The 26,008-nt window shown below is 59.2% G+C and carries 26 protein-coding genes, 1 tRNA gene and 1 pseudogene; 12 read left to right on the top strand and 16 right to left on the bottom strand.

Annotated elements, in window-relative coordinates; genetic code table 11:
- Positions 1–43: 43 nt before the first annotated feature.
- Complete coding sequence (locus L904_RS02345) at positions 44–985, top strand: flagellin (RefSeq protein ID WP_020810651.1); 942 nt, start codon at positions 44–46, stop codon at positions 983–985.
- A 14-nt stretch (positions 986–999) separates the two neighbouring features.
- Here L904_RS02345 and L904_RS28585 read toward each other — a convergent pair whose 3' ends face one another.
- From L904_RS28585 to L904_RS02330, 4 genes are all read right to left on the bottom strand, one after another.
- Positions 1,000–1,230: a hypothetical protein gene (locus tag L904_RS28585; RefSeq protein WP_020810652.1), complete on the bottom strand. Its 231-nt coding sequence runs from the start codon at positions 1,228–1,230 to the stop codon at positions 1,000–1,002.
- A 140-nt stretch (positions 1,231–1,370) separates the two neighbouring features.
- On the bottom strand, positions 1,371–2,084 hold the full coding sequence (locus L904_RS02340) for a hypothetical protein (protein WP_020810653.1): 714 nt from the start codon (positions 2,082–2,084) through the stop codon (positions 1,371–1,373).
- Between the two features lie 230 nt (positions 2,085–2,314).
- On the bottom strand, positions 2,315–2,533 hold the full coding sequence (locus tag L904_RS02335; protein WP_155246277.1) for a hypothetical protein: 219 nt from the start codon (positions 2,531–2,533) through the stop codon (positions 2,315–2,317).
- Between the two features lie 530 nt (positions 2,534–3,063).
- Positions 3,064–3,138 (bottom strand) — tRNA-Thr (locus tag L904_RS02330).
- A 155-nt stretch (positions 3,139–3,293) separates the two neighbouring features.
- Here L904_RS02330 and L904_RS02325 point away from each other — a divergent pair.
- The 10 genes from L904_RS02325 to L904_RS02280 all read left to right on the top strand — a co-directional run bounded on the left by L904_RS02325 (position 3,294) and on the right by L904_RS02280 (position 10,145).
- A complete protein-coding gene (locus tag L904_RS02325; RefSeq protein WP_004432485.1) occupies positions 3,294–3,560 on the top strand; it encodes a hypothetical protein in 267 nt (88 codons plus the stop codon).
- Between the two features lie 103 nt (positions 3,561–3,663).
- Entirely contained in the window at positions 3,664–4,956 is a 1,293-nt protein-coding gene (gene murA, locus L904_RS02320) for a UDP-N-acetylglucosamine 1-carboxyvinyltransferase (protein WP_004432483.1), read from the top strand.
- 114 nt (positions 4,957–5,070) lie between these two features.
- Positions 5,071–5,511, top strand: a complete 441-nt coding sequence (locus L904_RS02315; protein ID WP_004432481.1) for a DUF2948 family protein — start codon at positions 5,071–5,073, stop codon at positions 5,509–5,511.
- Positions 5,512–5,644: 133 nt separating this feature from the next.
- Complete coding sequence (gene hisD, locus L904_RS02310; RefSeq protein ID WP_035262767.1) at positions 5,645–6,943, top strand: histidinol dehydrogenase; 1,299 nt, start codon at positions 5,645–5,647, stop codon at positions 6,941–6,943.
- 3 nt (positions 6,944–6,946) lie between these two features.
- Positions 6,947–7,420 (top strand): UPF0262 family protein, encoded by a 474-nt coding sequence (locus L904_RS02305; RefSeq protein ID WP_004432477.1) that lies wholly within the window; start codon positions 6,947–6,949, stop codon positions 7,418–7,420.
- Between the two features lie 2 nt (positions 7,421–7,422).
- Positions 7,423–7,911 carry a low molecular weight phosphatase family protein gene (locus L904_RS02300; RefSeq protein ID WP_004432476.1) on the top strand — a complete coding sequence of 163 codons (489 nt, stop codon included), beginning with the start codon at positions 7,423–7,425 and terminating at the stop codon, positions 7,909–7,911.
- Between the two features lie 143 nt (positions 7,912–8,054).
- A complete protein-coding gene (gene infA / locus L904_RS02295; protein WP_003503453.1) occupies positions 8,055–8,273 on the top strand; it encodes a translation initiation factor IF-1 in 219 nt (72 codons plus the stop codon).
- Between the two features lie 33 nt (positions 8,274–8,306).
- Positions 8,307–8,930, top strand: a complete 624-nt coding sequence (locus L904_RS02290) for a Maf-like protein (protein WP_035262770.1) — start codon at positions 8,307–8,309, stop codon at positions 8,928–8,930.
- Between the two features lie 3 nt (positions 8,931–8,933).
- Positions 8,934–9,161, top strand: a complete 228-nt coding sequence (yacG, locus tag L904_RS02285; protein WP_035262773.1) for a DNA gyrase inhibitor YacG — start codon at positions 8,934–8,936, stop codon at positions 9,159–9,161.
- A 150-nt stretch (positions 9,162–9,311) separates the two neighbouring features.
- The gene (locus L904_RS02280; RefSeq protein ID WP_035262775.1) at positions 9,312–10,145 is read left to right on the top strand and encodes a DUF6030 family protein; all 834 of its coding nucleotides are present in this window, start codon (positions 9,312–9,314) and stop codon (positions 10,143–10,145) included.
- 12 nt (positions 10,146–10,157) lie between these two features.
- Here L904_RS02280 and galE read toward each other — a convergent pair.
- The 3 genes and pseudogenes from galE to mscL all read right to left on the bottom strand — a co-directional run bounded on the left by galE (position 10,158) and on the right by mscL (position 13,265).
- Positions 10,158–11,188, bottom strand: a pseudogene (galE, locus tag L904_RS02275) (UDP-glucose 4-epimerase GalE).
- Positions 11,189–11,515: 327 nt separating this feature from the next.
- Positions 11,516–12,682, bottom strand: coding sequence for a pyridoxal phosphate-dependent aminotransferase (locus L904_RS02270; protein WP_035262781.1), 1,167 nt, complete (start codon positions 12,680–12,682; stop codon positions 11,516–11,518).
- A gap of 154 nt (positions 12,683–12,836) precedes the next feature.
- Positions 12,837–13,265 carry a large conductance mechanosensitive channel protein MscL gene (gene mscL, locus L904_RS02265; protein ID WP_003522754.1) on the bottom strand — a complete coding sequence of 143 codons (429 nt, stop codon included), beginning with the start codon at positions 13,263–13,265 and terminating at the stop codon, positions 12,837–12,839.
- Positions 13,266–13,484: 219 nt separating this feature from the next.
- On the opposite strand from mscL, the gene L904_RS02260 reads away from it, so the two are divergent.
- Positions 13,485–16,994 (top strand): hybrid sensor histidine kinase/response regulator, encoded by a 3,510-nt coding sequence (locus L904_RS02260; protein WP_035262784.1) that lies wholly within the window; start codon positions 13,485–13,487, stop codon positions 16,992–16,994.
- 55 nt (positions 16,995–17,049) lie between these two features.
- Here the strand turns inward: L904_RS02260 and L904_RS02255 are convergent, their stop codons facing one another.
- The 9 genes from L904_RS02255 to cheR all read right to left on the bottom strand — a co-directional run bounded on the left by L904_RS02255 (position 17,050) and on the right by cheR (position 25,999).
- On the bottom strand, positions 17,050–18,897 hold the full coding sequence (locus L904_RS02255; RefSeq protein ID WP_035262787.1) for a methyl-accepting chemotaxis protein: 1,848 nt from the start codon (positions 18,895–18,897) through the stop codon (positions 17,050–17,052).
- Between the two features lie 143 nt (positions 18,898–19,040).
- Positions 19,041–19,742 (bottom strand): transcriptional regulator VisR, encoded by a 702-nt coding sequence (gene visR, locus L904_RS02250; protein ID WP_003522758.1) that lies wholly within the window; start codon positions 19,740–19,742, stop codon positions 19,041–19,043.
- Between the two features lie 53 nt (positions 19,743–19,795).
- Positions 19,796–20,527 (bottom strand): transcriptional regulator VisN, encoded by a 732-nt coding sequence (visN, locus tag L904_RS02245; RefSeq protein ID WP_035262791.1) that lies wholly within the window; start codon positions 20,525–20,527, stop codon positions 19,796–19,798.
- 370 nt (positions 20,528–20,897) lie between these two features.
- On the bottom strand, positions 20,898–22,580 hold the full coding sequence (fliF, locus tag L904_RS02240) for a flagellar basal-body MS-ring/collar protein FliF (RefSeq protein WP_035262795.1): 1,683 nt from the start codon (positions 22,578–22,580) through the stop codon (positions 20,898–20,900).
- Positions 22,581–22,709: 129 nt separating this feature from the next.
- On the bottom strand, positions 22,710–23,093 hold the full coding sequence (locus L904_RS02235) for a hypothetical protein (protein WP_035262798.1): 384 nt from the start codon (positions 23,091–23,093) through the stop codon (positions 22,710–22,712).
- Positions 23,094–23,107: 14 nt separating this feature from the next.
- Positions 23,108–23,653 (bottom strand): chemoreceptor glutamine deamidase CheD, encoded by a 546-nt coding sequence (cheD, locus tag L904_RS02230; RefSeq protein ID WP_003522762.1) that lies wholly within the window; start codon positions 23,651–23,653, stop codon positions 23,108–23,110.
- Positions 23,650–24,039, bottom strand: coding sequence for a chemotaxis response regulator CheY2 (cheY2, locus tag L904_RS02225; protein WP_003503467.1), 390 nt, complete (start codon positions 24,037–24,039; stop codon positions 23,650–23,652). The genes cheD and cheY2 overlap by 4 nt, the downstream gene beginning before the upstream one ends.
- Positions 24,039–25,094, bottom strand: coding sequence for a protein-glutamate O-methylesterase CheB (gene cheB / locus L904_RS02220; RefSeq protein ID WP_020812042.1), 1,056 nt, complete (start codon positions 25,092–25,094; stop codon positions 24,039–24,041). The genes cheY2 and cheB overlap by 1 nt, the downstream gene beginning before the upstream one ends.
- Positions 25,091–25,999, bottom strand: coding sequence for a protein-glutamate O-methyltransferase CheR (cheR, locus tag L904_RS02215; protein WP_003522764.1), 909 nt, complete (start codon positions 25,997–25,999; stop codon positions 25,091–25,093). The genes cheB and cheR overlap by 4 nt, the downstream gene beginning before the upstream one ends.
- Between the last annotated feature and the right edge of the window lie 9 nt (positions 26,000–26,008).

Genomic DNA, 26,008 nt, shown 5'->3' with positions numbered 1-26,008 from the left:
CCCGGAATGTCCCTTCCCATTTAGCCAGCTCAGAGGGGCAATTATGACAAGTATTCTGACAAACACCGCCGCCATGTCGGCGCTTCAGACCCTGCGTGCGATCAGCGGCCAGCTCGAAGACACCCAATCCAGAGTTTCTTCCGGGCTGCGCGTTAAAACGGCTTCCGACAACGCCGCTTACTGGTCGATCGCGACCACCATGCGTTCGGACAATATGGCCCTTTCCGCGGTTCAGGATGCACTGGGACTCGGCGCGGCGAAGATCGATGTCGCTTATTCTGCAATGGAAAGCGCCGTCGAAGTCGTGAAAGAAATCAAATCGAAAATCGTTGCGGCAACCGAAGAGGGCGTCGACAAGACGAAGATCCAGGAAGAAATCGACCAGCTGAAAAAGCAGCTGGAATCGATTGCGCAGGGCGCGTCTTTCAGCGGTGAAAACTGGTTGCTGGGTACCGGCGCAAAGACCGTCGTTTCCGGCTTTGTCCGTGACGGCAGCGGTTCCGTCAACGTTACGAAAACCGACTATACGCTTATCGATACGACGACCGCGACAGAAACACCCAATGTGATTTTTGGACTGACCGGCACGCCGGCAACGGTCGACACCACGAAAGGCATCATCGGAGAGGCCGGCGTAGCCTCGGGCATTTCCGTATGGGACATCGATCTCAAACTTTTCGATAGTGCAACGCCGCCGACCTACACGATCGGCAATCTTCTCACCGACGTTGAAACCGCGTTTCAGTCGCTCAGCAGCGCCTCCTCCGCCCTCGGCTCCATCAAGATGCGCATCGGCCTGCAGGAAGATTTCATCTCCAAGCTCACCGACTCCATCGACAGCGGCATCGGTCGCCTTGTGGATGCGGATATGAACGAAGAATCGACCCGCCTCAAGGCATTGCAGACACAGCAGCAGCTGGGCATCCAGTCGCTCTCCATCGCCAATACCAGCTCCGAAAATATCCTGTCGCTATTCCGTCAGTAAGCGGCGCCCGATGGCTACGGGCGGTTTCGTCCCGCTCTGGCAGCAACAGAATATTCGGATATGGAAACCGCGCTTCGCAAGGGGCGCGGTTTTCCATTTGCCGCTACGCCGATGTGACGCGGTGCCATGGCGCTCGCCATTTTTTCAGCGGATGCTGCGCTCGTGGCGGGCCGCATATCACCCGGCGCAATGCCACCGCGAGCCTGCTTAAACTGCACCACGATGATTTTCTCAGCGTCAGACATGTCTCTTTGCTCTCTTTTGTTCTGTGAATGTTCTTATTTTAGGAGAGAGTCAAGCGTTGAACGTTTCGGTGAAAACTGAACATTTGCATGGTGTCAAACTAGTTCACGCACCGCTAATTTTTCCCAAAATAAACGGCAGCTTAACCGGGCGATGGCAGGTTTTCGTAGTGCTTTTCCCAAAACCCTTCAATGAAGTTGTAGCGGATTTCCGGTCGCTCAGGCGGCGGCTTTTGGGACATTCCCCATACCATGTACAAGAACTTTGATGCTTCCTCACGCAGATCGGTGAGGGAAATTGTATAGCCTAAATGGCGTATCGTGTTAGTTCTCGCGACATAGGTCCGGCAATATTCTATGAGGGTTCCGGGTCTCTTTTCTATTACAAATTGGTCTTCGCTTAATATGGCCATGTCAATTGCCCAAGCGGTATTTGGCCGCTGAAGCTCTTGAGCCAAATGATCCTCCATATGCGTCAAGATATTTCGGAGCTTCCTGTTTTGCAAAGTAGGAAACTGGACGCCGCCTAGCCGGGACTGAATGTACTGATGTCGCCTGATCCTCGCATCATAGATCGTTTTGGTTTCCTTGTTGCCTCGCGGCGTAGTGTTTAGAAGGATGGATGCAGCCAGCCCATGGTGATGGGTAATGACGTGGAGCATGTCTGCGATTTGGGGATCAACGTACATATTGCTGAGCAACCTGTCCCCAGCTAGTATCGAATACAAGCGATCAATCGCCTCAACCAGCGCCACCAGAGACCATCTTCCTTGATCGAGTATGATATTGTCGCTCAAAGAGATCGAATTGTCGAAAATCACTCGATTGAGACCGTATACAGCTATCGGTTCTGGCATAGTACGTACTCAAAATATCGATCTCAAAACAATATTGAGTCAATGCGAAGTGAACAAGGGAGTCAACGCGCCGCCCTTCATGAGGAAGAACAAAAACACCAAATGTTCTAAGAAATAAGGCGCCCCAAGTGCTTGATGTTGTAGGCGTGTTTCTCGGGGTGAATAAATTTTACTGCCACATAAAGCAGGACGAAGTGCGCGGCTCGCGGTGCCACCCACGAGCCGGTCTCTTATAATTTTATCTTTTTGACGGTGACCTTAGCGGGCAAAAGCGCCGCTTCATCCTCGATAGCTTTATCCAGAGCGTCAATCTGCTTCTGAACTTCCGCGATATGCAGTGCGGCATTCTCGGGATCGTTTTTCACTCCGTACTCGGCACGGGCTCGTCGCAGTTCGACTAGTTGTTCGCGCAAGCTGTTGAGATTGTCGATGTGCTTATTCGTAGACACGGGCTGCTCCATTTTTGTGAACTGGAGCTATCAGCGCCGAAGGCCCGCGCATGGTCAATTTGAATTTTAGGCGGCTTATGTACATTCGCGTTAACGCTTGCGACTTATCCACCGAATAGATGCGTGGCGTAACTGCATCGGAAGTGGGAGACCATTAAAATGGTGTTGGACACTTTTTGAAAAACCATAATAAGCACATGGAAAAGCGGCGTGTCCAACAGCGCAACAAGCCGCTGATTTCGTTCAAAATCAGCGGCCCGGCTTGGGGCACAACCAGCCATAGTCCTCTATCCATCACGAGCCTAGTCTGACTGACCCGCGCGTCCCGTCCCTACGTGGTCCGAGGCATCGACCCTGCTATCCTGCCAAGCTAACGACATCAATATCCCACCTAGAGCAGAACGGGACAGGAACATACTGCACGGATTTCGACGAGTATTCACGACTTGTTCTGTCGCGTCGCGGCGTTTCGGGTCGGCAGAAAAAGAACGCCAATTTTGGCTAACGAATTGATATATTTTGGGAAAAAATGGTGCTGCTAGAGAGATTTGAACTCTCGGCCTCTCCCTTACCAAGGGAGTGCTCTACCCCTGAGCTATAGCAGCATCCGGTGCCGAAGCGTTTGCTTCAGCATCAAGCGTGGCGGCCTATTGCCATAGGTTTTTGACGAGCGCAAGTCGCAAAACGATATTCTTCATCAAGCGGGGCAAAAAAGCGTGCCCCCTGTTGAAAAATACATTTTTCAGATATTGCTGAATCTATGAACGAACATCATGACAAACAGGCAAAGGCAGCGGTTTCCGCCGGCGCTTCCGCGGAAGCATCCGCCCCGGTGGCCGATGGCAAGCCGCAGGCGGGCCCCGGCGAAAAGGCGCGGCAGCGCGAGGCGGAGCGCAAAGCGCGGGCGGCCAAAAAGCTTCGTGAAAATCTTTTAAAGCGCAAACAGCAGGTTCGCGCGCGCCGTGCCGGCGAAGAGGACGAGACGATTGGCCTGCCTGCCGCAAAAACGGACGAATCATCCTCATAGAGAATTCACCAAGCATAAATTGAAACGCCGCGGAAATTCGTCTAAGGACGCGCCTTTCCGCAAGGCACGATAAAGAAAGGCGGGCACAGGCCCGTAGGGACGCATGGATCGCATCAGAATTACGGGTGGCAACAAGCTAAACGGCATCATTCCCATCTCCGGCGCGAAAAACGCCGCCTTGCCGTTGATGATCGCATCGCTTCTGACCAGCGACACGCTGACGCTCGAAAACGTGCCGCATCTGGCGGACGTGGAGCAGCTCATCCGCATTCTCGGCAATCACGGCGTCGATATTTCCGTCAATGGCCGCCGCGAAAGCCAGGGCGAAGCCTATTCCCGCACCGTGCACTTCACCTGCCGCACCATTGTCGATACCACCGCACCTTACGAGCTGGTTTCCAAGATGCGCGCAAGCTTCTGGGTCATCGGCCCGCTTCTGGCGCGTGAGGGCCGCGCCCGCGTTTCCCTGCCCGGCGGCTGCGCCATCGGCACGCGCCCGGTCGACCTGTTCATCGAGGGCCTCGAGGCGCTCGGCGCAACGATGGAGATCGATGGCGGCTACATCAACGCCACAGCGCCCAAGGGCGGCCTGATCGGCGCGGTTTACACCTTCCCGAAAGTTTCCGTCGGCGCGACGCATGTGATGCTGATGGCCGCAAGCCTTGCCCGCGGCACCACCGTCATCCACAATGCCGCCCGCGAACCGGAAGTGGTGGATCTGGCGCAATGCCTGATCGCCATGGGCGCGAAGATCGAAGGCGCCGGCACCTCCACCATCACCATCGAAGGCGTCACCTCGCTTTCCGGCGCGCGCCACCGCGTTCTGCCGGATCGTATCGAGACCGGCACCTATGCCATGGCGGTGGCAATGACCGGCGGTGATGTGGTGCTGGAAGGCACGCGCGCAGCGCTGCTTGACAACGCGCTCGACACGCTGAGGCTTGCAGGCGCCACGATCAGCGAGACGGAGACAGGCCTTCGCGTCGTGCGCAACGGCAACGGCATCCAGCCGGTCGATATCGTCACCGAGCCCTTCCCCGGCTTCCCCACCGACCTGCAGGCGCAGTTCATGGCGCTGATGACCCGTTCGCAGGGTGTTTCGCATATCACCGAAACCATCTTTGAAAACCGCTTCATGCATGTGCAGGAACTCGCCCGTCTCGGCGCGAAGATTTCGCTTTCCGGCCAGATGGCCCGCATCGAGGGCGTCTCCCGCCTGAAGGGTGCGCCTGTCATGGCCACCGATCTGCGCGCTTCCGTGTCGCTGGTCATTGCCGGCCTCGTGGCGGAAGGCGAGACCATGGTGTCGCGCGTCTACCACCTCGATCGCGGCTTCGAACGCCTCGAGGAAAAGCTCACCCGCTGCGGTGCGCTGGTCGAACGCGTCAGCGATTGATCCTGTCTTTGCCGCTCATCCGTTTTCTACCCGTTGCAGAGTGGGCCCGGACTGCCTATTTCCAATGTAAGTCATGGAAATAGCGGTCCGCACCGCAGAAGAAGGAAGAAAAAGATGAGCGGCCTGAAATTGCTCGCGCTGGATACTGAAGATCTCTCCGTCATCTCGACGCATATGCAGGACAGTGTCTTCAAGCTGAAGGATGTTGCCTTCGAGCCGAAGCACGGCCAATTCACGCTTTCCGCCAACCGTTTCGTCTGGGAAAGCACTGACAAAAAGAACCTGCCGCCGGAACGCTGCCGCAGCGTCGTTTTCCTGAAACGTGTCTCGGCCGTCCGCTCGCACGGCATCAACCGCGCCGACAGGGAACAGGTGCTGTCGCTTCTTGCCATCCGCTTTGTGCAGAACGGCGAAGGACCTGATGGAGCCGTGGAATTGACGCTTTCGGGCGGCGGCGCCATCGCGCTCGATGTCGAATGCATCGAGGCGCAATTGACCGATGTGAGCGGCGCCTGGGAAACCGCTGCCAAACCGCACCATCCAGACAGCGAATAGGCACACCGCGCCATTGCAACGGTTGCCTTTCGTCACCGTTTCGATTTATGCCACATACCAGAGCCGCAATTTTTCTGCGGTAAGTTCGTGCACCTCGCGGGATCGCCCGCGGGGACAATGAAAGGGTAATGGCGTGGCAATCTGGCTGGAGCAGGCGTCGGCGGATTTCGAACAGAAATTCGCGGCCTTCCTGACAACCAAGAGAGAAGTTTCCGAAGACGTCAACGCAACCGTTCGCGACATCATCAACGATGTCCGCCATCGCGGCGATGCGGCCCTTGCCCATTATTCCCAGAAATTCGACGGTATCGATTTCACCAAGGTCTCGATGCGTGTCACGGCGGACGAGATCGATGCGGCCTTTGCCGCCGTCGACAAGAGCGTCATCGAGGCGCTTGAACTTGCTGCCCGGCGTATCGAAAAACACCATGCGCGGCAGATGCCGAAGGATGATATTTACGAGGACGATATCGGCGTGGGCCTCGGCTCGCGCTGGACCGCCATCGAAGCTGTGGGCCTTTATGTGCCCGGCGGCACGGCGAGCTATCCAAGCTCGGTGCTGATGAACGCCGTGCCTGCCAGGGTCGCCGGTGTGGAGCGCATCGTCATGGTCGTGCCGGCCAATGGCGGCGCGGTCAATCCGGCGGTGCTGGCTGCGGCGCGTATTGCGGGCGTCGAAGAAATCTATCGCATCGGCGGCGCACAGGCCGTCGCCGCACTTGCCTATGGCACGGAAACCATCGCACCGGTCGCCAAGATCGTCGGTCCCGGCAATGCCTATGTGGCGGCCGCAAAACGCCAGGTCTTCGGCACCGTCGGCATCGACATGATCGCCGGTCCCTCCGAAGTGCTTGTCATTGCCGACAGGGACAATGATCCCGACTGGCTTGCCGCCGATCTTCTGGCGCAGGCGGAGCATGATCGCGGCGCGCAATCCATCCTCATCACCGACAATGCCGAACTCGGCAAGGCCGTTGAAGCCGCTGTCGAGCGACAGTTGAAGCGCCTGTCACGCTCCGAGACGGCGGCGGCAAGCTGGGCCGATTTCGGCGCGGTCATTCTGGTCGAAAAGCTCACCGACGCCATTCCGCTCGCCAACCGCATCGCCGCCGAGCATCTGGAACTTGCCGTCGATGACCCGGATGCCCTGATGGCGCATATCCGCAATGCGGGCGCGATCTTCGTCGGACGCCATACGCCGGAAGTGATCGGCGATTATGTCGGCGGCTCCAACCACGTGCTTCCGACGGCCCGGTCGGCGCGCTTCTCCTCTGGCCTCTCGGTGCTGGATTTCGTCAAGCGCACCTCGATCCTGCGGCTTGGGCCGGAGCAGTTGCGACAGCTTGCACCCGCGGCCATCACCCTTGCCCGGTCCGAGGGACTGGACGCGCATGCGCGTTCCGTCTCCATTCGCCTCAATCCGGAAAGTTAAGCGATGGCTTCAGGCGATTTCCGGCTTTGCGACGTGGTACTGGACGACAGCATCGGCCGGTCCACGCCCGACGTTGAGCATGAACGCGCCGTCGCCATTTTCGACCTGATCGAAGAAAACAGCTTCGAACCTTTCGGCCATGATGGCGGCCCCTATCGGCTGCATATATCGCTGGTCGATGCCAAGCTGGTTTTTTCGATCCGCACCGAAGACGAGAAGGATGTCGCGACCCACATTCTGTCGCTGACGCCGTTCCGCCGCATCATCAAGGATTATTTCCTGATCTGCGAAAGCTATTACGAAGCGATCCGCTCCTCTACGCCGAGCCAGATCGAGGCGATCGACATGGGCCGGCGCGGCATTCACAATGATGGCTCGCAGACGCTGATGGACCGGCTTTCGGGCAAGATCAGGATAGATTTCGACACGGCGCGCCGCCTCTTCACCCTTGTCTGCGTGCTTTATTGGCGGGGTTAGAGATGATCGATCCTGCCGCAGCGCCAAACGAGGGACGAGCGCCCAAATCGGTCCTCTTCATGTGCGGCATGAACTCCATCCGTTCCCCCATGGCGGAGGTCATCGCCAAACGGCTGGTGGCGCCCGGCATCTACATCCAGTCCGCCGGGGTGCGGGCCGGCGAGCGCGATCCATTCGTGGATGCGGTGCTGGAGGAACAGGGTTTTTCGCTCGGCAAGCACAAACCGCGCACTCTGGACGAGATCGAGGATGATTTTTTCGATCTGATCATTACATTGACGCCGGAAGCCCACCACGCAGCCTTGGAGCTGACCCGCTCGAATTCGCTCGACGTGGTCTATTGGCCGACCATGGACCCGACGGTGATCACAGGCACGCGCGAGCAGATTCTCGACGCCTATCGCGAGGTGCGGGACCATCTGGCAAAGCTGATCTCTGAACGACTGCCGAGGCGGCAGCAGCCGGTGGCGGATACGCTTTCAAAAGACTGAAAACTGCCTCGGCCTGTTAAAATCAATCGCGATTTTCAAGCCGATGCTTTAGAGGTTCACAAATGTGCCGGGATTGTGTAGTTTCCGCGCAATTTTCCCGGACTCGATATGTCCGGCACTATCAACAGGAAGAAAACCCTTACATGACAAAAGAAGAAGTCCTTGAATTCCCGGGCATCGTAACCGAATTGCTGCCGAACGCAACATTCCGCGTGAAGCTTGAGAACGACCACGAAATCATCGCCCACACGGCGGGCCGCATGCGCAAGAACCGTATCCGCGTTCTGGCCGGCGACAAGGTGCTGGTCGAAATGACGCCTTACGACCTCACCAAGGGCCGCATCACCTATCGCTTCAAGTAATCCACCTTCCGCATCGGACGCCCGGGCAGCGCAATGACCAATTCAAAACAAAAGCTCGTTCTGGCATCCGGCTCGCCGCGGCGTCTGGAGCTGCTGCATCAGATCGGTATCGAACCGGCACGTCTGATGCCGATGGATATCGACGAGACGCCGGCCAAGCTCGAACATCCGCGCACGCTCTGCCGTCGTCTGTCACTGCAGAAGGCGGAAGCCGCGCAGGTGGCGCTGAAAAGCGAACAGACGTGGAAAGACGCCTATGTTCTGGGGTCCGATACGGTGGTCGCCGTCGGTCGCCGCATCGTCGGCAAGGCCGAATATACGGAAGAGGCCTCGGCGGCGCTGCATCTTCTCTCGGGACGCAGCCATTGGGTCTATACCGGCATCTGCCTTGTGACCCCCGGCGGCAAGATCCGCCAGAAGGTGGCGGAGACCAAGGTGCGCTTCAAGCGCCTCTCCACGCGGGAGATCGAGGCTTATATCGCGTCGGGCCAGTGGCGCGGCAAGGCGGGAGCCTATGGCATCCAGGGCATTGCCGGCGCCTTCGTGCAGAAACTGACCGGCTCCTATACCAATGTCGTCGGCCTGCCGCTTTATGAAACCATGTCGCTTCTTTCCGGAGAAGGATTTGAGGTGACTTCGGGCTGGCTCGAAGGATAGGCCATGGCAAAGTCCCCCACCGAAGGCGCTGGAAACGTCACCCCGCTTCGCAAATCCCAGCCATGCCCGGAATGCGGGCGGCCCTCGACGCGCGAAGACTATCCTTTCTGTTCGGATCGCTGCCGCTCGCTCGATCTCGCCCGCTGGCTGAACGGCTCCTACGCCATTCCGGTTGCGGACGATGAGAGCAGCGCCGGCGGACAGGACGGCGCTAAAAATAACGCCGAATGAGACCGTGCACCGCCGGAAACCTCGGCGGTGAATTGCATAAGATTTTCAGAGCCACCGCTCACACCACATATTCACCGGGTTGCCGACAGCCCGAAAAACCATATCAGAACCGGCTGACGCCTTTTTCCGCCAGCCCCTTAAGGTCTTGCGATGGACGCAGGCTTGCAAAAGAGAGTGAGCCATGGCGCGCTGCTGTTTGCGGTGCTGGCCGTTTGCCTTGCCATAGGCGCGACGGTGCTGCTGGCCAATGACAAGAAGCACCTCAAAAGCCTGCTGGCCTATCTCAATCTGGCGCCCGCCATACAATCCGCCACGCCACCGAAGATGAAGCCCGTCAAGCGGCAGAAACTCGCCGTCCAAAAAGTCTCTCTGCCGCCGCATCTGCTGAAGTTCGAGCAAGTGGGCGACAGAGCATCTTTCGCCCGCGATTTCGTTGTTTCCGGCAAGGAGCTCTGCGACCGCTTTACCGCCGCAGGTTTCTCCAACCCGCGAGGCTGGCACGCGAGCCCGGTCAACATCCGCAATTTCGAATGCATGGCCGATCTTGCGGCAGGAAACGCATCGGACCCGGCCGAGCGGGCATCGCTCTTTCTTGAAATCAGGGGGGAAGCCTCGGGAGAAATTCGCTCCATCCGGATGAAGGCCGTTGCGCCCAAGACACCGGACGGCGCGGCCGTTCTGACGAAGCTCGATGAAGCGCTCGCCATGATTATCGGACAGACACGCTGGGCCGATCTGGCGGACATGCTTGAGCCGGCACGCCGGATGCAGCCCTATCAGGCACAACATTTCGGTATTTCGGTTTCCATAAAACCGGAACCGACGGCGCCGCATCGCCTGAACGTGATTTTGCTCGCAAACGAACAATCGCCGGGGTTGAAGCTGACACGCAGTTTCTTCGACCGGGATCGCTGGCTTAGCCCAGCCGCTCCACCGGATCGGCCGGCGCTCTATGCGTCCGTCAAGAAAGACCGTGTCCGGTGAGGCGTAGGCCGCTCAGCCTATTGCAGCCAGCTTGCGCCGCACCGGCGGAATCCTGTCGCTTTGCTGGGCCTGACGTTTGGCCTCCCACTGAAGCGCGGTGCGAACGATTGTCGCCAGATCGTTGAAGCGGGGACGCCAGCCCAGTTCCGACTGGATACGCGATGAATCCGCCACCATGGTCGCAATATCGCCAGGGCGGCGCGGACAATGGATGATCGGGAAATCGCGTTCCGATTCCCGCTGCACGGCCTGCAGGACGTCCAGAACCGAATAACCGACGCCATAACCGCAATTGAGCGTGCGGGTGCCGCCGCCGGCGCGCAGATGCGCCATGGCCAGCATATGGGCGTCGATCAGGTCGCTGACATGAATATAGTCGCGGACGCCGGTGCCATCGGCGGTCGGGTAGTCCGTTCCGTAAACTTCCACCCGGTCGCGGCGACCGGTTGCGGCTTCGCAGGCGACTTTGATGAGGTTTGCCACGCCCGTGGGCGAAGGCCCGGCGCGGCCCTGCGGGTCGGCTCCGGCGACGTTGAAATAACGCAGCGCCACATAGTTGAAATCATGCGCCTGCACGACATCGCGCAGCATGATTTCAGAGGCGAGTTTCGACAGGCCGTAGGGGTTTTCCGGGCTGAGGATCGCGGTTTCAGGAACCGGGCCATCAAAGGGCTGGTTTCCATAGACGGCGGCCGTCGAGGAGAAGATGAAATTGCGGATGCCATGGGCGACCGCCGCAGCGACGAGGGCGCGGGTCGTGCCCGTATTGTTTTCGTAATATTCGAGCGGCTGGCTGATCGATTCAGGAACGCTGACAGAGCCTGCGAAATGGAAAATGGTCTCGATCGGTTTTCTTCGAAAATCTGGTCCAGCAGGGCGCGGTCCGCCGCATCGCCCAGATAAAAACGCGCCGCCGGCGCGACTGCCCAGCGCGACCCCGTCGAAAGCCGGTCGACAACAACGACCTCTTCCCCGGCATCGAGCAAAGCCCACACCATGTGGCTTCCTATATAACCGGCCCCACCCGTGACCAGAACAGCCATGACACTACTTCCCTGTTTGCTTTTCTTGAGCTCATCAAAGCCAATAATTCTTCATCATTGATTACTTGCACAGCGATTACGCGGCCAATCCACCGCCCCATTAAAAAGGTGGCTTACGATTGGTTAGCGCAATGAAGTGCTTTTTATCTATTAGTGAAAATGTTCTCATAAATGGAACAAGGAGCGCATATCACAGAAAATGCCCCACGTCGATGGTTGCGCCGTGGGGTTGCAGTTTTAGGTCTTCGCTGTGATTTTGTTGTCGATTTCCCTACCGCAGCGCGATCCCGGCACGGCAGGGGAAACCACTAAACGGAAAGCCGACGCTTACCTGCCGAGGATATAGGATGCCAGCCGCTCGGCCGCGTCTTCTATCTGCCTGGGGTTGCGCAGGAAACAGGCGCGGAGAAACAATTCCCCTCCCGGGCCAAAGGCCGTGCCGGGCGCAAGACCAACCCCGGTCTTGTCGACGATATCGAGCGCCGTCGCCCGGCTGTCCGTCACGCCATCAATCTTGAGAAAGGCGTAAAGGGCGCCGTCGGGCTTCAGGGTTTCCACACGGTTCGTCGCGATGAGCGCATCGCAGAGAATGTCGCGGGAGGTTAGAGCGCGTTCGTAATTTTCGCGGACGAAACCATCGCCGTGATCGAGGGCGGCGACAGCGCCGCGCTGCATGAATTGCGCCACGCCTGAGGTGGAATATTGAATGAGATTCTCGATCACCTGACCGATGGCCGGCGGGGCGACAAGCCAGCCGACGCGCCAGCCGGTCATGGACCAGTTCTTCGAGAAGGAATTGGCGAAGACGATCTTGTCGTCCGGCTCCATGACGTCAAGGAAGGACGGCGCACGGCTGCCGGAATAGTGATAAAGCGCATAAATCTCGTCGGCGACGATCCACAGATCGTGTTTGCGGGCGAGAGCCAGAACGTCGCGGAGATTGTCGAGCGTCGCCGTCCAGCCGGTCGGGTTGGAGGGCGTATTGATGAAAAGCGCCTTCGTCTTGCCGGTGATCGCGCTTTCCAGCCTGTTGATATCGAGATCCCAACGGCCGTCGCGGAAATCGATACCGACCGGAACCGCCTTCGCACCCGCCACGCCGATGGCAGCCACGATATTCGGCCATGTCGGAGACAGATAGACCATTTCGTCGCCCGGCGAGGTCAGCGCCTGCACGGCAAGCACGATGGCCTGCATGCCGGAACCGGTCGCGTAAAAATGTTCCGGCGGCAGCGATGCTGCGAAATGACGTTGATAATAACGGCTCAGCGCCTGGCGCAATTCGGGAATGCCGCGCTGCCAGGTATAGAAGGTTTCGCCGTTGTTCAGCCCATCGATGGCGGCCTGATTGATGAAGTCCGGGCTAGGCAGATCGCCTTCGCCGACCCACAGCGGCAGGAGATTGTCCCGCCCCCGGGCATAATTCACGACTTCAACAATGCCGCTCTCGGGAGCCGCCAGAGAGCGCGCACTCAGACTGTTCAAAATGGACATTAAAGACACTCCGTTTGGTGCCTTCTTATCGCATCGAACCAGCCATGTGCATGATATTCCGTGAGGCGATCATGGATTTTCTTTATGGGTCATCCCCGGCAGGAGATCGCCGGCCTCATGGGCCGGCACATCAGGCCGGGGACGATGGCGGCAATCAACGCGTCTTCAGCAGATCGCGGATTTCGGTGAGGAGCTTGACGTCTTCCGGCGGCGGTGCTGCTTCCGGCTTTTCCTCGACCTTCTTGCGCTCAACGGAATCACGAAGCTTGTTGACGCCCTTGACCATCAGGAAAATGATCCAGGCCAGGATAAGGAAGTTGATGAGAACCGTCAGAAAATTGCCGTAGGCGAAGACGGCGCCCTGATCGCGTGCGGCGGCGAGCGACGTGGCGTTGACGCTGGAGCTCAGCGGCAGGAAGTAGTTCGAAAAATCGAACCCGCCGAAGATGGCGCCGACAATCGGCATGATGAGATCGTTGACGACGGAGTCGACGATCTTGCTGAAAGCCGCACCGATAATAACACCCACGGCCAGATCCATGACATTGCCGCGGGCAATGAAGGTTTTAAATTCGTTAAGCATTCAGATTGTCCCTCTCTCCTGCTTCGCGAGCTGAAGCTATGTGACTGTCCCTACGGGTCGAACCATATAGGGTCCGGGCTTCATTTGGAATCCGCGGGATTGCATTTATTAGCTTTTTTGCACGCTCACCTTGAACTTTATGCTCAGACCGCGCTCATTCTCAACGGCGTGGAATTCGCCTATGCTTGATATCAGGGAATTCTTGCATGGGGAGGATGCGTGCTTCCTGGGTGGATCATATTCGGTTCGGCCTTCGCTTATGTCCTGCTGCTGTTTGCGGTTGCAAGCTATGGGGACAGGAAGAGCCGCAAAAGAAACGCTCCGAACAAGGGGCGTCCGTTCGTCTATGCGCTCAGCCTGGCGATCTATTGTACCTCCTGGACCTATTTCGGCGGTGTGGGGCTTGCGGCAGACAGGGGGCTGGAATTTCTCGGCATCTATACCGGTCCGATCCTTGCCTTCACCATCGGCATGCCGATCATCCGCCGTATCGTCGAACTGGCGAAAACGGAAAAGCTGACGTCCGTTGCGGATTTCATTGCCGCCCGTTACGGCAAGAACTCAACCGTGGCGATGATCGTCGCCATCATCGCTCTCGTCGGCGCCATTCCCTATATCGCTCTGCAGCTGAAAGCCGTTTCCAGCTCGGTGGCGACGATGGTCGATCCTGGCGATTACGGCATTGGCAGCGGTAATCTTTATTTCCTCGATCTGCCGCTGGTCGTCACCATCGTCATGGCGGGGTTTGCCGTCATGTTCGGCACCCGCCACACCGATGCCACCGAACATCAGGACGGGCTCATTCTGGCGATCTCGATGGAATCGCTGGTCAAGCTCGTCGCCATGTGCACCGTCGGCTTTTATGTGCTCTTCGTGCTCTTCGACGGTCCCGTGCACCTATGGCAGCTCGCCTCCGATAACGAACAGGCCATGCGGGCCATATCCTATCACACGCCCGTCAGCCGCTGGATCGTGATGACGCTGCTTTCCGGCTTCGCCATCATCCTGCTGCCGCGCCAGTTCCACGTCACCGTGGTTGAAAACCGCACGCCGCAGGAGCTGCGCATGGCGGGGTTCCTGCTGCCGCTTTATCTCATCGCGATCAACATCTTCGTGCTGCCGATTGCGCTGGCCGGCATTCTGACGCTCGGCGCCAATGGCGATGCCGACCTCTACGTGCTGCAATTGCCGCTCAATCACCAAATGCCGGTCGTGTCGCTGATCACCTTCATCGGCGGATTTTCGGCGGCGACCGCGATGGTGATCGTCGCCTCGGTGGCGCTATCGATCATGATTTCCAACGACATCGTCATGCCGATCTTCCTGCGGCAGAAGCTGCTGAACCGTTCTCCGCATCGGGACGACTTCGCCAAGACGCTGCTCAACATCCGCAGAACGGCAATCTTTGCGGTGCTGCTTCTGGGCTATGGCTATTATCGTGCCGCCGACAGCGCCACGGGCCTCGCCTCCATCGGCCTTCTCGCATTCGCCGCCATTGCCCAGATGGCCCCTGCCTTGTTCGGCGGGCTTTTCTGGCGGCGCGCCAATGCGCGCGGCGCAATAGCCGGGCTGAGTTCCGGCTTTTTCGTCTGGGCCTATCTGCTGTTCCTGCCAAGCTTCGGTGGGCCGGATAATTCCGAGGTCGCGGCGAATATTCTCGGCTTCCTGTTTTCCGGCAGCACGGTGTTCAACGGGCCTGAAGCCGATCCGTTCGTGAATGCGGTCATTCTCAGCCTGCTCGTCAACAGCCTTGCTTTCGTGCTCGGCTCGCTTTCGCGCAATCCGAGGCCGGTGGAGCGCATCCAGTCCGGCATCTTCGTCAAGCGCCACTCGAAATCGCAATTTGCGACACGCGGCTGGAAAACCCGTGTCAGCGTCGGCGACCTCAAAAGCGCGGTCGCCCGTTATCTCGGCGAGGAGCGCATGCTGCGGTCACTCGCGACCTATGAAAAGACGGCGGGCAGGAAGCTCAATGACGACCAGCCGGCGGACATGGCGTTGATCCATTTCTCCGAACAGTTGCTGGGCAGCGCCATCGGCTCCTCCTCCGCCCGCCTGGTGCTTTCGATTATTCTTCAGAAGGCGGAAGATACCAGCGCGGACACGGCATGGCTGCTCGATCAGGCAAGCGAGGCCCTGCAATATAATCAGGACATGCTGCAGACCGCGCTCGCCCAGATGGATCAGGGCATTGCGGTTTTCGACAGTTCGCAGCAGCTGACCATCTGGAACCGGCGCTTCCGCACGCTGCTAGATTTGCCCGAGCAATTCGGGCAGGTCGGCGTACCGCTGACGGATATCGTTTCGATGCTGCAGGAACGCGGCGACATGCCTGACGGCGACACGAACGAGCTGATTACCAGCTTCCTGACCATGGACCTGCCCTTCTCGCTGGTGCTGGCGGGCGGCGAGCGCATCATCGAAGTGCGCTCCAACACCATGCCGGACAAGGGCATCGTCGCCACCTTCACCGATATTACCCAGCGTGTGGCGAGCGATCAGGCGCTGAAACAGGCAAACGAGACGCTGGAGCAGCGCGTGGCGGAGCGAACCGTGGAGCTTACCCGCGTCAACCGCGAACTGGCGGAAGCGAGGGCATCCGCCGACGAGGCGAATATCGGCAAGACACGGTTTTTCGCCGCCGCTGGCCACGATATTCTCCAGCCGCTGAATGCCGCCCGCCTCTATTCTTCCTCGCTGGTCGAACGGCTTGGCGCATCGGGAGAAAGCGATCTCGTCCACAATATCGATTCGGCGCTGGAATCGGTCGAAACCATTCTCGGCGCGGTTCTCGATATTTCCCGTCTCGACACCGGCTCGATGAAGGCGCGCATGACATCCGTGCCGCTGAATGAGCTGCTGAAACGCATCGAAACCGATTTCGCGCCGATGGCGCAGGAAAAGAACCTCGACCTTGTGGTCATGCCAACCTCGCTCACGGTCCGCTCCGACCCCAATCTCCTGCGGCGTCTGATACAGAATCTGGTGTCCAACGCCATCAAATACACGCTGAAGGGCAAGGTGGTCGTCGGTGCGCGCCGCCGGGGCGGCGAAGTGGTCATTCAGGTGACGGATTCCGGTATCGGCATTCCCTCATCCAAGTTTCGCACTGTCTTCAAGGAGTTCGCCCGATTGGACGAGGGTGCAAGAACGGCATCCGGCCTCGGGCTCGGCCTTTCCATCGTCGACCGGCTGTCGCGCATGCTGCACCATCCGGTACAGCTGATTTCCACCCCGGGAAAAGGCACGACCTTCCGCATCCACCTGCCGCGCGAGGCAGATCGCCTCGTACCGGCCAAAGTCGATGGCGGGACAATCAGTCCCGCAGCCAGCGACCGCCTTCAGGGCGTCCGGGTGCTCTGCATCGACAACGAGCCGAAAATCCTCGAGGGCATGACGCTGCTCTTGACGGGATGGGGTTGTGAGGTTTTACCCGCAGGTTCCGTGGCGACGCTGGAGGAACCCTTCCTCACTTTGACCGCAGCCCCCGACGTCATCGTCGCCGATTACCATCTGGACGATGGCGACGGCATCAGCGCCATCCGTCTCATCAGGGCATTTTACGGCAAGACGATCCCTGCCCTGCTGGTGACGGCGGACCGCAGCCCGGAAGTGCGCAGCGATGCCGAAAAATACGGGATTTCGGTTCAGCACAAACCGGTCAAACCGGCGGCGCTGCGGGCCTATATCAACCAGATATCCAGTACGGTGCGGGCAGCGGCCGAATAAAAACTCCCGGACCTTGCGATCCGGGAGCGGTTTTGACCTTCAAAAAACAGACGTATCAGGCCGCCTGATTGTAGCGATCCCTGCCGGTCGCCGAACCCTGCTCCATCTGGAACCGCTGCACCAGATCGAGCAGCGCTTCCACCTCGCCTGACAGTACCCGGCTGGCCGCGCTCGACTGTTCGGCAAGCGCCGCATTCTGCTGCGTCATCTGGTCCATCTGGTTGACGGAGCTGTTGACGTTATGAAGCGCGGAGGACTGGTCCTGCGTCGCCGTCGCGATGGTTTCGACATGTTGGCTGACGGTAACGATCTGCTGGCTGATGGCGGAAAGAACCGTGCCCGCCTCCTGCACCAGCTTCGAACCGGAGCTGACCTCATGCGTCGACTGGTTGATGAGCTGCTTGATCTCGCGGGCCGCGTCGGCGGAGCGCTGGGCAAGCTCGCGCACTTCCTGCGCCACAACGGCAAAACCCTTGCCCGCCTCACCCGCGCGCGCCGCCTCGATGCCCGCATTCAGGGCGAGGAGGTTGGTCTGGAAGGCAATATCATCGATGACCTCGATGATCTGCTCGATCTTGCGCGAGGCGTCTTCGATGCGGCCCATGGCGTCGACGGCGTTGCTGACGACCGAACCGGAGCTGTCGGCGCTCTGCTTGGTGATGCGCACGGCCTCATTGGCCTCCCGCGCCCGCTCGGCCGACGATCTGACGGTAACCGTGATTTCATCTACGGCGGCGGCGGTTTCTTCCAGCGAGGCGGCCTGATTTTCGGTGCGCTTCGACAGATCGACCGACGATTGCTCGATTTCAAAGCCGCTATGCTGGATGATGAGCGTGCGCTCGCGGATCTGCCCCAGCGCATCGCGCAGATTGAGAAGGGATTCGTTGAAATCCGTGCGCAGACGATCAAGACGACCAGCGAAAGGCGTCTCAATCGTGCGGCTCAGATCGCCGCGCGAGAGCCTGCCGAGGCCTGAAGCAATCTCGCCGACCGCAAATTCGATCTGTCCGTCGAGCTCCTGTTTCTCGGCGTCGTTGCGGTGACGTTCGGACTCGGCTGCGGAGCGTTCCTCGGCGCTTTTGCCCTCAATCACCAGTTTCTCGATCGCATTCTCGCGGAAAATCACCAGCGCGCGGGCGATATTGCCGAATTCATTGGTGTTGGTGGCGTAGGGGATCGGCGTGTCGAGATTGCCGTCCGAAAGGGACTTCACCGCATCGGTCAGCTTGCCAAGCGGCTGAAGCGTGCGCTTGATGACGAAATAGGCGAGCAATCCGACGCCAAGCATGGCGAGCGCGCCGCAGATCAGCATCATGTCGCGCAGGCTGTATATCTGCGCATCGTAGACATCCATGGGAACGCCCACGAACAGGATGCCGACGGTTGCACCGGTCTTGTTCGTAACCGGCATATAACCGGTCATGTAGCTGGTGCCGAACAGCGTGGCGGTGCCAAAATAGGCCTCTCCCTTGGAGACTTTCGGGAAAGCGGGATGATCGGTAGCAAGCTTGGTGCCTGCCGCTCTCTCACCCTTTTCGTTCTTCAGATTGGTGGTCAGGCGAATGAACTCGCCGGCCTTGGCTTCAAAAACAGTAGAGATACCGCCGTTACCGGCTGCCGTGCGATCGACGAGGTCATTGTCACGCATCGTTCCGATGCTGGCGCGACCGACGCTCTTCAACTCGCCATCCACCATTTCGAGAGCAACGCCGCCGACCTTCATCTCATAGAGGATGGCCATGCCGCGCATTGCGCTGTGCGTATCACGCAGCGCGGTGGTGATGATGTTGTCCTTCAAGCGAATGTAGGTCGAAAAACCAACTGCCGCCACGCTGAGCGTGATCAGGCCGATCGTCAAGGCGACGACCTTGCCGGCAACGGACTTAAAGAGCCGGTTGTGCATGAAACAGTTCCCCAAAGCCAAACTTATAAAAGTTCTAGTAGGCAACTGTTAAAAAAACGCGAAGTGTCGATAGCGCCTTTTAGCGGGGCACAAGCCGGGCCGGTGCCTGCCGGCTTATGAAGGACGGGAAAACCCGTCCGCCATCAGTGGATATAGCCGAGCCGGATGGCCTTGGCGATCGCCTGGATGCGGTTGACGGAATCGAGCTTGATCGTCGCCGAACCGAGATAGGCGTTGACGGTGTGCACGGAAAGCCCGAGCTTGACCGCGATTTCTTCGCTGATACGGCCGTCCCCCGCCAGTTGCAGGCAGGCGATTTCCCTCTCGCTCAGCGCCTCTGAAGGCGCCGCCTTGCGCTCGTCCAGCGCCAGCATGTCCACCATGATCTCGCAGCACTTGATGTGCTGTTCGATCACGACCTCATTGTCGAGAACGAGGTTGGTGCCGCAGAAGACGATATAACCGTTGCCGATGGTGCCGAGCCGCACCGGAAGCGCCAGCCCCGCATAGGGCAATGTGTCGTTCTCGATGCGGCGCAGAAGTGCGGGCACATCGGGAAGATCGGCAAAGCCACCGGCATTCTTGTTGCGCCAGATGACCGGCAGGAGCGATGTCTCGATATGATCGAGAAGAATGTCGCCGACGGCGCGGATGAACTGCGCGCTCTGCTCCGCGGCATTCATGCCCCAGTTTTCCAGCTCGCAGGTCAGCTTCTTCTTGTTGGGGAAACCGGAAGCGGCAGCCTTCGTCACCACGAAATTGCGCGCGCCGACCAGCTTCTGCATGGCGACGAGCTTCGGAAAAAGATCCGACCGGCTCGTCACGACAGGGCTGCGGTAAAACATGCCCGTCTGACCTGAACCCTCATTGTCTTTCGTCTGTACCATCCGTCCGACCATTATACGAGGTTGTTGCGCACGGCATAGGCAATTGCCTCCGAGCGGGTTTTCGTCGCGGTTTTACGCATCACGCTTGTAATGTAATTATTGATCGTATTGCGTGAAATGCCAAGGATCATCGCAATTTCATCGCTCGTCTTGCCTTCCGCGATCCAGAACAGGCATTCGAGCTCGCGCTCCGTAAGATCGATATCGCGCACGGTCTTTGCTTCGCTGGCAATGCCGAAGCTGACGCAATAGCCCGTCAGCAGGGCGATTTCGCGCAGCCTTTCCGGCGAAGGCACGGCTTCTTCGGGAAACAGCAGCAGCAGCGAAAGCCGGATGCGTCCCACACAGAAAGACAGCGCCGAATATTGCCGATCTATGCCGTAGGGAACCGAAACATCGTCGGGAAGGAAGAGCAGCCGCGGCTGCAGAAGCGAAAGGCATTTCTCCATTTCGCTCGATCTGTTCTGGCTGTTGGCCAGTTCGATACCAAGCCTGCGGACCAGATCGAAAGGCCAGTCGGAGGTGACGATGAATTTCAGTCCGGTTTCTTCGAGAAGATCATCCCGCGCCAGCAGATAATGCGAGGCGCCAGCGTAGGTTACGAGCAGATCCAGTGCGCCTGCAACGTTACCGGCAGCAGCCGTGGCTGCGACGTTTTTAGCAAGCTGATCGCGCGGCAAGGGCTTACCCATGCCCTCCATAGGCTTGGCAGACAGCCTGCGGATATCAACATCGACTTTCAATCGCCTACGCCCTCTTGCTCCCAGTGGGAGATTATACCTCGGGATGGAATCATTCCATTCGAGAAGCTTACCAAAATGGGACGGCAAACCCCCGGAGACCGAATCACTTCATTTTATGGAACGGACTGGGATTTGCCATTACCTGACACCAGCCTTTCCACGTATTTCCCTGCTCGTCTATTACTAAAAAAACATACTGAAAAGCTGTTCAATCCATAAACGGCATTCTCAGCCAATTCCCAGCAAACTGTATCGTTGCTGAATTTTTTGTAAACACTGTCCTGAAACGAGATTGCCACGGCTCGCCCGCCAAGCATAGCAAAAAGCCCAAAAACGGAAAAAAGGCCGGGTAAAACCGGCCTTTTCGATATTATGCTGCTTTTTCCACCGCCCATTTGCGCAGGATCTTGGCGGCTCTTTCCTCGCTGATTTCCACCATGCGGGAGAGCCTGCGTTCCGGTCCTTCGCGAACCCGGCGGTTGAATGTGCCCTCGCCATCGCCACCCGCCAGAAGGTCGTCGGTGCTGTCGAAGCCGAAATCCGCCCCGAAACCTTCCATGAGACCGCCTGCGCCCGCATCCATGCCGGGAGAGAAATCCGGCAGTTCGAGACCGGCGGCCTCCTGGCTGAGCTGACCTGCGGCGGCACCGTTGCCGGTCACCGTGCGGACCAGAGGGCGTACACCGAGCCAGACGACAAGGAAGGCGACCGCGACAAAGGCGAGCGAGTTGATGATGCCGGCGGAATTGCGGCTCAGCACTTCCATGATGCCCGGTCCGGTTGCGGCTTCATCCAGCAATTGCGTTTCGAGGAAGTCCATCGCCGTCAGCGAGACGATGTCGCCACGGTCGGAGGAAATGCCCGCCGCCGAAGTGACGATCTTCTGCATTTCGGCAAGATAGGCGTCGATCTTCGCCTGATCGGCGGGCTCGCCGACCATCTTGGCGATCCGGCCCTTGTTGACGACGACCGCGACCGAAATCTTCTCGACGGTGTAGCCGTTCTTGACCGTGGCTACCGTCTTGGAATTGATCTCGTAGTTGGTCTGCTCTTCCTTCTTGGCCGACTGGTCGGAGGACTGCGGACCGCCGCCGCCGCCCTGGGGTGCGGCCTGCGGTACGTTCTGTTCCACGGTCGCGGCCGTATCCGGCTGCGTTTCCTGCGATTTCTGGTCTTCCTTCACCGTGCGCACGGAGCGCTCGACGCGCGATTCCGGATCGTAGACGGTTTCCTGAATCTGGCGGCTGTCGGTATTGAGCTGCGCCGTGACGCTGGAGCGGAAATTGTCCATGCCGAGGAAAGGCGCCAGCGCCTTGTCGATATTGGTTTCGATTTCCTGCTGCACATTCTGCGCCAGCGTCAGCGAGCGGTTCATGGCGGCATTGGTGACATCGTCGCCGGAAGCGAGAAGCTGGCCGGTCGAATCAAGCAGGGTCACATCATCGACTTCAAGGCCGGGAACGGCCGAGGCGACGAGGTGACGGATGGAGGCGGACGCCTTGCGGCCGGCCGAAGCACTGGCGCGAATCATGACCGATGCGGTGGGCTTCTGTTCGCCACGACGGAAATTGCCGACGTCAGGCATGACGATATGGACGCGTGCGGCCGCAATGCCGTCGATCTGCTGGATGGAGCGGCCGATCTCGCCCTCAAGGGCGCGAACGCGCGTCACTTCCTGCATGAAGGAGGTCAGGCCGAGAGAGCCGACATTGTCGAAAAGCTCATAACCGGCATTGGCGCTGTCGGGCAGGCCGCGCTCAGCCAGAAGCAATCTTGCCTTGCTGGTGAGGCCGACGGGAACCTGAAGGCTGGAACCATCGGTCCCCACCTGAAAGTCCAGACCCGATTCGGCGAGCGCAATGCTGATCTTGTTAAGGTCGCTTTTTTCAAGCCCCACATAGAGGGTCTCGTAAGCGGGACGGTTCACGTAAAGAGCTGCGGCAAGGATGATGGCCATGGACACAACGCCCACGCCGCCCAGCATCAGCAGCCGTGTCTGCCCCAGCGCCGCGACATTCTTCAAGACCTGAGGGATTTGATTTAACAGATTCATTCTGTTCCGCACCGTCATTCATAGAGTCCGAGACCTTTTGGCCCCGTCGTGACAATAGGGTGCGAAGCTTGCGCGAGCGTTGCCTTTCTCCGCATTCCGCGAAGGACGGCAACGCTGGCCGAAATAGTTCTAGAAGAGGTCGAAGTCGCCCGAGGCCTTGTCGAGCGGCTGGGAATGGCCATGGCGGAAGGCCGCGCCGAGCGCCTTCTGCATCTCGGCCAGCTTGACGAGGCTGAGGGCGGTGGAAACATCCACGATCCAGTCTCCGGGGATGGAACCGGTGATGGTATCGATGAATTCCGCAAGGCCGCGGGTTTTCTGGACGGCAAGATCGATGCCCTGCAGCAGCTTGACGCCTTCACTGGACAATTGACCGCTGGTCACCTCAAGCAACTGCGGCTCGATGCGCTCGATGAGATAGGCGACGTCGTGCAGTTCCGATACCACGCGCATCAGAACGTCCGGCAGGGCTTCTTCGAACGGAGTGGCGGCGGTGTGCTCTGCAAGCTGCATTGGAAACTCCGTGACTAGAAAAATTCGATGTCGTTGGCGACCGGCTTGGGGGCCGGCACCGGACGCGTTTCCATGGCAACCGTCTTCTGGGTTTCCGCGCCGCTGAGCGGATGCTGACGCGCGCGCCCGGAGACCGGCCAGAATTCGATCTTTCGGCCGTGGTCCCCGCCCGTGGAGGAGCTTAAGACCGGAATACCTTCATCCTTGAGAAACTGCATGGCGAAGATGGCATTCTGCTCGCCGACGTTGGAGAAGCTGGCAATCGTCTTTGCGCCGCCGAAAACCTTGGCTTCCAGCCGGTCGCGCCGCGCCCCCTGCTTCAGGAGGCCGTTGATCAAGAGCTCCATGAGATGCACGCCGTAACGCGTGGCATCTCCGCCGGTCACATTTCCCGTTCCCGGCAACAGGAAGTGGTTCATGCCTCCCAGGCCGGCAACGGGGTCTCTCAGACAGGCAGCCACGCACGAACCGAGTATCGTCGTCAGCACCACATCGGGATCGCTGACGACCTTATACTCGCCCTGAATGATATGTACGCGCTTGGCCGCAGCTTCAATCATTTCAGCGATCCGAAAACCGCCTCGATGGCAGCGCGCATCTTGTCGATCGTGAAGGGCTTGGCCAGCACGTTGTTGGCGCCGAGCTGGGCTGCCTTCTGCACCAGCGCGCGGTCGCCCTGCGCGGTGAGGATGATGAAGGCGGCCTTCTTGGTGGTCGGGTTGGCCCTGACGGCGTGCAGGAAACCGAGACCGTCCATCTTCGGCATGTTGAAATCGGAAATGACGAGATGATGGGGCTGCTGCTCCATGATCTTCATTCCCTGCTCGCCGTCACCGGCGGCGGTGATCTGCTTGAAGCCGAGCTGTGTCAGCGCATCGCTGAGGAGCAGCCGGCTGGTCACCTGATCGTCGACGATCAGAACTTTGATCTTTTCTGCGAGAGACATTAGTCAGCACCTTCTTTGCGGGCAGTGGTTAGTTTCAGGATTTCTTCGCCGATGGAGGCCAGCGCGAGTTGCTGTTCCACGGCGCCAAGTTCATAGGCCACGCGGGGCATGCCGTAGACGACACATGTTTTTTCGTTCTGGCCGACGGTGCGCGCACCGGCATGACGCATTTTCAACAGCCCGGCTGCGCCATCGCGGCCCATGCCGGTGAGAATGACGCCGACGGCGTTACGGCCGGCAAGTTCAGCCACCGAATCGAACAGCACATCGACGGAGGGGCGATGGCCGTTGACGGGATCGCGTTCGACGAGCCGGCAGCAGGGTGCGGACCGGTTGGCGATCTGCAAATGGCGCTCGCCGCCCGGCGCAAGATAGATCTTGCCGGTCTGCAGACGTGCACCGTCCGTCGCCTCTTCCACCACGGGGGCGCAGATGCGGTTCAGCCGTTCGGCGAAACTCTTCGTGAAGGTCGGTGGCATGTGCTGGGTGATGACGGTCGGCGGGCAATTGGCCGGAAATTTCTGCAGCACGGCGATCAACGCTTCGACACCGCCCGTGGAGGAACCGATGGCCACGACCTTGCGCCCCGCCCGATATTCACTGACCGGGACCGGCTGCGGCGCGGCTGCGGCTTCCGGGCGCGCCGCACGGTAGGCGGCGTGTTGCGAGCGGGCGGCGGCCTTCACCTTGTCGGCCAGATCGCCGAAGGGGCGCGCATCGCCCGGCGCCGGCTTGCCGACACAGTCGAAGGCGCCGATTTCAAGCGCAGCCAGCGAAGCATCCGCACCGCGATGGGTCAGCGACGAGACCATGATGACCGGCATGGGCCGCAGGCGCATGATCTTTTCGAGAAATTCCAGCCCGTTCATTTCCGGCATCTCGATGTCGAGCGTCACGACATCGGGATTGAGCTGCTTGATCGCCGCGCGTGCTTCCATGGCGTTGCCGGCCTGCCCGACCACCTCGACTTCCGGATCGGCCTTGAGGACAGCCGAAATCAGGCCGCGCATGGTGGGCGAATCATCGACGACGAGTACCCGTGCGAGTGCGCTCATGCCTTCCTCCCCGAAGCGTGGCCAGTGAAGCGGTAGGTGGTGATGCCGGTATTGTCGAACAGGTTCTTGGCGTCACCGGAGACGCGTTCGGAATGCCCGATATAAAGATGACCGCCTTCAGGCAGCAGCCCGGCAAAACGCGACCAGATGCGCATCTGCGTCGGCTCGTCGAAATAGATGACGACGTTGCGGCAGAAGATCACGTCGAAATTGCCCTTGAAGGGCCATTGCGTCATCAGGTTCAATTCGTTGAAGGTGATGAGACGCTTGACCTTGTCGTCGATGCGGAACTTGCGGCGACCGCCGGCATCGACTTCCGTGAACCATTGCTTGCGCATGGCGGGAGACACGGTTTCGAGCGCATTGTCGTCATAGACCCCTGCCCGGGCCTGCGCCAAAATCTTCGGGTCGATATCCGTCGCGAGAATCTTGAAATCGTAATCCGCCGCATTCGGAAACATGGCGAGCACGGTGAGCGCGATGGAATAGGGCTCCTGCCCGTCCGAACAGGCGGCCGACCAGATGCGGACACGACCGCCGCTCTTCGCCCGTGCGATAAGACCCGGCAGGACCTCGTCACGCAGATGTTCGAAATGATGGTTCTCGCGGAAGAAGCGGGTGAAATTCGTCGTCAGATGCGACAGCATTTCGCGCCGCGCCTGCGCGCCATCCGGCGAGGACACCAATGCGCAATATTCGCGAAAACCCGACAGGCCGAGATTGCGGATATGCTTCGACAGGCGGGAATAAACCAGCGACGCCTTGGTGTCGTTGAGATAGATGCCCGCATCGGCATAGATCATCGCCGCGATTTCCGACAGGTCGCGTCTCGTCAGCGGGTATTCGCCGCTGGCAAGAACCTCGTCGGGAGACTGGCGCTGATCGCTGAAATTAAGTGCTGCCATGAACGATCC

This window comes from Agrobacterium sp. LY4, assembly GCF_001526585.1.
In the GTDB taxonomy this organism is placed as follows: domain Bacteria; phylum Pseudomonadota; class Alphaproteobacteria; order Rhizobiales; family Rhizobiaceae; genus Agrobacterium; species Agrobacterium leguminum.
This window is presented reverse-complemented; position numbering and strand designations above follow the sequence as displayed.